Origin of the sequence: Desulforhabdus sp. TSK (assembly GCF_022836495.1) — a bacterium.
GTDB lineage: Bacteria > Desulfobacterota > Syntrophobacteria > Syntrophobacterales > Syntrophobacteraceae > Desulforhabdus.
Genome location: NZ_BQXM01000228.1, coordinates 1 through 279, shown reverse-complemented (window position 1 = coordinate 279; position 279 = coordinate 1). Strand labels below are relative to the sequence as shown.

The window sequence follows — 279 nt, the reverse complement described above, 5'->3', positions numbered from 1 at the left end:
AGATCATCCGCGTCCGGGCGTAACCGGCCAGGACGTAAAGGGAGACGCTCATGAGCTCCACCCCGAGAAACACCGTGATGAGCTCCGCCCCGCCGGCCATGATCATCATGCCGAGGGTCGCAAAGAGGATGAGGGCGAAGTACTCGCCCCGGGGCAGTCCCTCCTCTTCAAGATACCTCATGGAGATGAGGACCGTGAGGCCGCTCCCGAGAAGAAAGATGAGCTTGAAAAACCGGCTGTAGTTGTCCACCACCCACATGTCGCTGAAGGAATAGGACA

General features: G+C 59.1%; 1 pseudogene. It reads right to left on the bottom strand.

Annotated elements, in window-relative coordinates:
* A pseudogene (locus MWC30_RS22205) lies at nt 1–279 on the bottom strand (NADH-quinone oxidoreductase subunit N); the annotation flags it as partial.